Below are 6,282 nucleotides of genomic sequence, written 5' to 3' on the forward strand. Positions count from 1 at the left end.
CCGTCGGGCAGCGTGCGGCCGGCGGTCACCCCCACCCCGGCCCGCACCGTGCGGCCGACCCGGCCACCGGCCCCGGCCAGGTCGAGCAGCGGTCCGACCCGGCGGCCGAGCACCACGACCACCACCCGCAAGCCCGCCTGCACCCCGGCCGGCGTGGTGGACGTGGTCCAGGTCTTCACGGACGGCGTGGTGAAGGTCGCCGACCGGACCGACGGCGAGTGGACCGACCAACTCTGTCCGGGTGAGCGGATCCGCGTCTTCTGGGCCACCTACAGCCGGACCTCCGACGGCGGCGCGAAGCTCTACCAATCCCAGGTCCGCTACCTCGACCGCTCCCAGCCGACCTGGACCATGCGGCTGGCCCTGTCCGGCCACTGCGGCGACTCGTGGTACGTGGTGGCCGGCAACGCCACCATCCCGCAGACCCTCAAGCCGGGTGTGGTGCCGTTCGGCGGCGGCAAGCTGAACTGGGAGACCGGCGGGGGTTGCTGACCCGGGAGCACCGCCGGCTACCCACGGCTACCGCAGCCCGGACAGTCCCCGCCGGGCACTGACCGGACGCCGCACGTCATGCGGGACGAGGATGATCGTGCGGCCGGCGGCGTTGAGGCGGCGTAGTGCGCGTCGAGGTAGATCGTGCCGTCCTCGCCGTTGTCACCGGGCAGCACCGCCATCAGCGTGGCGACCCGTCCCATCGGGAAGGGGCGCCACGGCAGCGCCCGATGTCAGCGGCGGTTGTAGCGGTACATCGTCAGCACGCCGAAGACCACCACGAACCCGGCGCTCCACACCAGGGTCCACATCGTGCTCGACGGATCGGACGCCCCCGACATCACCGCGCGCACCGAGGCCACCAACTGCGTCACCGGATTGACCTTGACGAACGCCTGGAGCCAACCCGGCATCGTGCCTGGCTCGACGAACACGTTGCTCAGGAACGTCAGCGGGAACAGCACCATCATGCTGACGCCCATCACGGACTTCTCGCTGCGCAGGACCAGGCCGAAGAACGTCCACACCCAGGAGAACGCGAACGAGAAGACGACCAGCAGCCCGATCCCGGCCAGTACGCCCGGCAGCCCGCCGCCCGGCCGGAACCCCAGTACCAGCCCGACGCCCAGGATGACCAGGGCCGCGAGGATGTAGCGCAGCACGTCTCCGATGATCATGCCGACCAGGGCGGCCGGTCGCCAGACGGGCAGCGTCCGGAAGCGGTCGAAGACGCCCTTCTCGATGTCGGTGTTGAGCCCGACCCCGGTGTACATGGTGATCATCACGACGCTGGTCACCATGATGCCGGGCAGGAAGAACTGCAGATAGTCCCGTGGGCTGTCGGCGAGGGCGCCGCCGAACAGGTACGTGAACATCAGCACCATGATGATCGGGAACGCCGTCACGTCGAAGAGCTGCTCCGGCACGTGCTTGATCTTCAGAAGGGCGCGCCAGCCGAACGTGAGCGACGCCGAGAGGGCGCTCGGCCTGGGCGGTCGCGTACCGGGCGCGAGCACCGTACCGAGGGCGTCGGCGGACGGGACGTAGACGGACGGGGCGCGGCCGGTCGTGGTAGCGGCGTTGCTCATCGCGCTGCCTCCAGCTGGTCGTCCCGCTCGTCCGTGGAGACGGCGGGGTGGTCGGTAAGGGCCAGGAAGACCTCGTCCAGGCTCGGCTGGCCGAGGGAGAAGTTGTCGACGGCGATGCCCGCGCGGGCCAGGTCGGACAGCGCACGGGCGGCCTGCTCGCTGGCGTCGAGGTCGCCGCCGTCGCCCCCGACGCGGGCCGTCAGCGCGACCGGGTCGGGCTCGAGCTGCACCGGAACGCCCAGCGCCGCCTGGAGCAGCCGCTCGGCCGCCGGACGATGCCCCGGGTCGCGCAGCCGCAGGTGAACCGTGCCGGAGCCGACCGACGCCTTCAGCTCACCCGGCGTGCCCTCCGCGATCACCCGGCCGTGATCGACCACCGCGATGCGGCCGGCGAGCTGATCGGCCTCGTCCAGGTACTGCGTGGTCAGCAACACGGTCGTGCCGTGCGCCACCACGGCCCGGACGATCTCCCACACCTGGTTGCGGCTGCGCGGGTCGAGGCCCGTCGTCGGCTCGTCCAGGAACAGCAGGTCAGGGGTGTTGAGGATGCTCGCCGCGATGTCGATGCGCCGCCGCATGCCGCCCGAGTACTTCTTGACCTGGCGGTCGCCCGCCTCGGTCAGGCCGAACGCGGCCAGCAACGCCTCGGCCCGCTCCCGGGCGGCCGACCGCTTCAACCCGAGCAGCCGACCGAGGAGCACCAGGTTCTCCGTCCCGGTCAGGTCTTCGTCCACTGAGGCGTACTGGCCGGTGAGACTGACCCGGGCGCGCACGGCGTCCGCCTCCTCGACGACGTCGTGGCCGAACACCCGAGCCCGGCCGCCGTCGGGACGCAGCAGCGTCGCCAGCACGCGCACCGCCGTGGTCTTGCCCGCCCCGTTCGGACCGAGCAGGCCGTAGACGGTGCCGGCGGGGACCTGAAGATCGATGCCGGCCAACGCGCGGGTCGCCCCGAACGACCGGATCAGGCCTTCGGCCTCGATGGCCAGGCCGGTGGTGCGTCTGCTCATGACCGCTACCTTCCTCGTGCGCGTTCTGGAGACTTGACCCGCCGGCCGCCCAGCCGTCGCACGGCGCAGGGCGATGCCGGCGATGCCGGCACCACCTGCGGCGCGGTGCGGACCGTGCGGAGCTGGTCGACCGTGTGCAGGCCCATTCAACGGCAGCCGTACGACACAACGCCATCGCGCGCAACAGCCGACGTCGATGAAACCCGCAGGAGGTAAAGGAGGGACAAGGTCCGGCGGACCGTCGCCGGTCGACCTACAGTGTGGGAATGTGGGAGTCCGTTGCCGCGCCGGTGGTGGGTTTGCTGGCCGCCGTGGCCGTGGCTGCCCCGACGCCGACACCCGCCCGGCCGGTGGACGCCGCGCCGGTGCTGACGTCGACGCCGTTCGGCGCGCTGCCCGGGCAGCAGGTGACCCACGTCGTCACGATCTCCGGTGGCGGCACCCTCACCAACACGCGGGTCACGTTCACCACCACGGCCGATCTCGACGGTGTCACGGCGAGCGCGGAGCCGGGTCGGTGTACGGCGTCCCCTCGTACGGTCGTCTGCGAGCTCGGCGATTTGCGCCTGGGCACCGCCCCGTCGGTACCGAAGATCACCATTGCCGGGCGGGTCCGCCCGGGTGTGCCGCCGGGCACGCTGGTCCGCAACCGGGTCAGTGTCACCTCGGTGGAGTCCACCGCGACGGGCGCCCAGTTCGCCAGCAACGCGTACCTGCTCCCGGGGGCGACGGCGACGCCCACCGATCCGGCGCTGGAGTCGCCGGTGGCGAGCGAGGCCCTGCCGGGCGGACGGTCGATGCGGGTGCCGGCCGTCGCGGCGGTCGTGGTGGCCGGCGCGGTGGCCGCGGCTGCCGTGCTGACGCGTCGGCGGCTGCGGTTGCGGCACGGCCCGCCGCCGGCTGGCGGGCTGTAACGACCAGGCACCTGGATCCGATGTAGCAGGGGACGGGGAACGGGGTCGGCGGCAGGAGTACGGCATGGATCGACGGTGCTGGAGGCGGGCCACGCTGGCGGCGGTCGCCGGGGCGGCGGCGCTGGTGACGACGTCCGTCTGCCTGGATGCCGGGACGGCGACCGCCGCGGCACCGACCTCGGTGCAGGGGCCGCTGCCCCTGCCGACCCTGCTGCCCCTGCCCAGCCCGTCGCTGACCGTGTCGCTGCCGCCGGTGAACCTGCCGACGGTGACCCTGCCGCCCATCAAGCCGCCGACGGTCAAGCTGCCGACGCTTAAGCCGCCGACCGTCCCGTCGGCCACTCCGTCGACCGGACCGACGGCGGCACCCGGGACCACCCCGCCGGCCGCCGGCACGCCACCGCGGGCGGCCGTCCCGGGCCCGCCCGGCGACGGCGGGTCGGTGGTGAGCCCCGCTGCCGCCGGCGCGCTGATCGGCGCCGACCCGGGCGCCGACCTGTATCCCCAGCCACCGGTGGACGCCGCCGACACGCCCCAGGCCCGCCGGGTCGCCGCGCTCACCGACGTCCAGCACCGGATTCAGTACCTGCACAACGTCCTCGCCCGGACCCGGGACGACCTGACCCGGGTGCGGCGCGACCCGGATCCGGTGCTGCAACTGATGACCGCGCTCACCACCGGCGCGGACCCGGATCCGGCACCGCCGTTCGCCGTGGCGGACTCCGCGGAGGTGGTCGACACCCCCGCCGGCCACGCCGTCGCGCTGTCCGGCGCGATCGCCTCCGGCGAGGCCGAGCTCACCCGCCGCGAGCGGGAGGAGGCAGCCCTGCGGCAGGAGATCGACCGCCGGGTACGCGCCGTGCCCGCCGTGGCGGCACCGGCCCGCGGCACCGCCACGGCCGGCGGGGGCAGCCTCGGCCTCCCGCTGCGGGGCCGCCTCACCAGCAGGTTCGGCACCCGGCTCGACCCGTACTTCCACGTGTGGCAGTTGCACCCCGGGGTTGACCTCGCCGCCCCCGTCGGCACCCCGATCGTCGCCGCGGCGGACGGCCGGGTCACCCGGGCCGGCTGGTACGGCGGCTACGGCAACTACACCTGCCTGGACCACGGCCGGGCGGACGGGCAGCGGCTGTCCACCTGCTACGGCCACCAGTCCCGGCTGCTCGTCTCGGTCGGTCAGCGGGTACGCGCCGGCCAGGTGATCGGGCTGGTCGGGTCGACCGGCGCCTCCACCGGCCCCCACCTGCACTTCGAGGTACGGCTCGGCGGCCGGGCCGTGGACCCGCTGCCCTGGCTCTGAGCGACGGCACCCTCTCCACACTGGTCGGCTGCCTCAGCCGCCGGTCAACCGATCGCCGTCACGCCGGTGCTCAGCCGGCGCGCCGCAGCCGCCCGGCCTCCCCGCCTCGGAAGTCGAGGAGCACCAGGGTCTCGCCGTCCAGGCCGGCCCGCCAGGACGAGGAGAGCCACGCCCCGACCGGCGCGCTGTCGCAACCGATCAGCGTGCTGAAACCAGTGGTGGCGAGGAGGGCTCCGCCCGGGCCCGCGATCCAGTGCCCGGCCTGGCGGTTGCAGCCGTCGGAGCCGCGCCACTCGCCGTCGGCGCCGAACTCGACGTACGCCCGCTCGGGCCCCGACGCGGGCACCCACCTCCCGACGAGCCGGTCCGCCTCGGCCGGGGTCAGCGTCACCGGCAGCGCGGCTGCGGGTGCGGACCACCGCCGGACCTCGTCGGTGGCCTGCGGCGGTTCGACCTCGGACGCCGCCAGGTCCGGCCCGGCGGTGGGTTTCGCGCCCGGCAGCAGCCGGGCGACCAGCGCGCCCTCGCCGTCCAGGAGCACCCGCGTGTCGCCCTCGACCCGGTACGACCTGACCAGCCGCAGCCAGTCCGGGGTCAACCTGGCGGCCTTCGCGCAGCCGGTCCGGCCCTCGGCTCCCGAGGCGCCGAACATGCCGACCACGAACAGCCCACCGGCGTCGGCCCGCCAGGAACCGACCAGCATCCCGCAGCGGCCGAAGAGCTGGACCCGGTCGGGTGCGAGGCGCAGGATGCCGTCGGGTTCCTCGGCGACCTCCGCCAGCCGCCAGTTGCCGATCAGCGCCGCCGGATCGGCCGGTCCCGGGCTCCCGGTGCTGCCGAGCTGCGGGCTGTCCGGGACGCCGGCCCGCGTCCTGCCCTGCCCGCCGCAGCCGGCCATCAGCGCTCCGACCGCGACCATCGCCACCACGTGGTTCTGCCGACTCATCACGTCCCGCCGTCCCCTCCGCCACACCGGCTGCCCGCCGCTTCAGACGGTTGGACGGCCTGGTGCGCCTCCCGGTTGCGCGCCGGCGACGCCTGAACGGCGCGGACTTAGCGGACGCTGACTGTGATCTTGTCGAAGTCGGGCGCCGCCGAGTACGGGTTGAACATCGTCAGGGTGTTGGGTCCGGGTCGGAGGGCAACCGTCACGACCATGGTGCCGACGCTGCTCCAGCCGCCGGTGCCCGGGAAGGTCAGCGTGATCGCGGGTCCGCCGTTCACGCTGACCTGCCCGACCCGCGGGGACTCACCGTTGACGTAGGCGATCGTCACGGTGGCCGAGCCGCCCGTCCGGGCGGTCACGCCGTTGAAGCGCAGGGTTCCCATGCCGCGACCGATGTTGCCCACCTTCTGCTGACCGGAGCAGCCGGAACAGGTGAAGATCCGGATGTTGTCCAGCCCGTTCGCCGCCGACTCGGCCTCGTACGACGTCACCACGGGCGCCGCGGCCGGGGTCGCGGGCCGGGTGGCCGTGG

6 protein-coding genes and 1 pseudogene are annotated in these 6,282 nt (G+C 73.8%); 3 read left to right on the forward strand and 4 right to left on the reverse strand.

Translation table 11 applies throughout. The annotated features are described in order from the left end of the window. Positions 1-162 precede the first annotated feature (162 nt). On the forward strand, positions 163-492 hold the full coding sequence (locus DKT69_RS33420) for a hypothetical protein (protein WP_304598703.1): 330 nt from the start codon (positions 163-165) through the stop codon (positions 490-492). A 233-nt stretch (positions 493-725) separates the two neighbouring features. On the opposite strand, the gene DKT69_RS33425 is transcribed toward DKT69_RS33420, so the two are convergent. Next, positions 726-1,580 (reverse strand): ABC transporter permease, encoded by an 855-nt coding sequence (locus tag DKT69_RS33425; RefSeq protein WP_109805404.1) that lies wholly within the window; start codon positions 1,578-1,580, stop codon positions 726-728. Next, complete coding sequence (locus DKT69_RS33430) at positions 1,577-2,590, reverse strand: ATP-binding cassette domain-containing protein (RefSeq protein WP_109805405.1); 1,014 nt, start codon at positions 2,588-2,590, stop codon at positions 1,577-1,579. Before DKT69_RS33430 ends, DKT69_RS33425 begins: the two co-directional genes overlap by 4 nt. A 266-nt stretch (positions 2,591-2,856) precedes the next feature. Here DKT69_RS33430 and DKT69_RS33435 point away from each other — a divergent pair, with 266 nt between their 5' ends. Both DKT69_RS33435 and DKT69_RS40360 read left to right on the forward strand, forming a co-directional pair. Next, positions 2,857-3,504, forward strand: a complete 648-nt coding sequence (locus tag DKT69_RS33435) for a hypothetical protein (protein ID WP_109805406.1) — start codon at positions 2,857-2,859, stop codon at positions 3,502-3,504. 64 nt (positions 3,505-3,568) lie between these two features. Beyond that, positions 3,569-4,804, forward strand: coding sequence for a M23 family metallopeptidase (locus DKT69_RS40360; protein WP_236648510.1), 1,236 nt, complete (start codon positions 3,569-3,571; stop codon positions 4,802-4,804). Between the two features lie 70 nt (positions 4,805-4,874). Here DKT69_RS40360 and DKT69_RS33445 read toward each other — a convergent pair whose 3' ends face one another. Continuing rightward, the gene (locus tag DKT69_RS33445; RefSeq protein WP_109805407.1) at positions 4,875-5,750 is read right to left on the reverse strand and encodes an META domain-containing protein; all 876 of its coding nucleotides are present in this window, start codon (positions 5,748-5,750) and stop codon (positions 4,875-4,877) included. 107 nt (positions 5,751-5,857) lie between these two features. Further along, positions 5,858-6,282, reverse strand: a pseudogene (locus tag DKT69_RS33450) (hypothetical protein); the annotation flags it as partial.

Source organism: Micromonospora sicca (assembly GCF_003172935.1).
Classification (GTDB): Bacteria; Actinomycetota; Actinomycetes; order Mycobacteriales; family Micromonosporaceae; genus Micromonospora; species Micromonospora sicca.

Excerpts from the sequence above, each read along its gene's own strand:
- DKT69_RS33425 (WP_109805404.1), bottom strand. The coding sequence starts at position 1,580 with ATGAGCAACGCCGCTACCACGACCGGCCGCGCCCCGTCCGTCTACGTC.
- DKT69_RS40360 (WP_236648510.1), top strand. The coding sequence starts at position 3,569 with ATGGATCGACGGTGCTGGAGGCGGGCCACGCTGGCGGCGGTCGCCGGG.
- DKT69_RS33445 (WP_109805407.1), bottom strand. The coding sequence starts at position 5,750 with ATGAGTCGGCAGAACCACGTGGTGGCGATGGTCGCGGTCGGAGCGCTG.
- DKT69_RS33430 (WP_109805405.1), bottom strand. The coding sequence starts at position 2,590 with ATGAGCAGACGCACCACCGGCCTGGCCATCGAGGCCGAAGGCCTGATC.
- DKT69_RS33435 (WP_109805406.1), top strand. The coding sequence starts at position 2,857 with ATGTGGGAGTCCGTTGCCGCGCCGGTGGTGGGTTTGCTGGCCGCCGTG.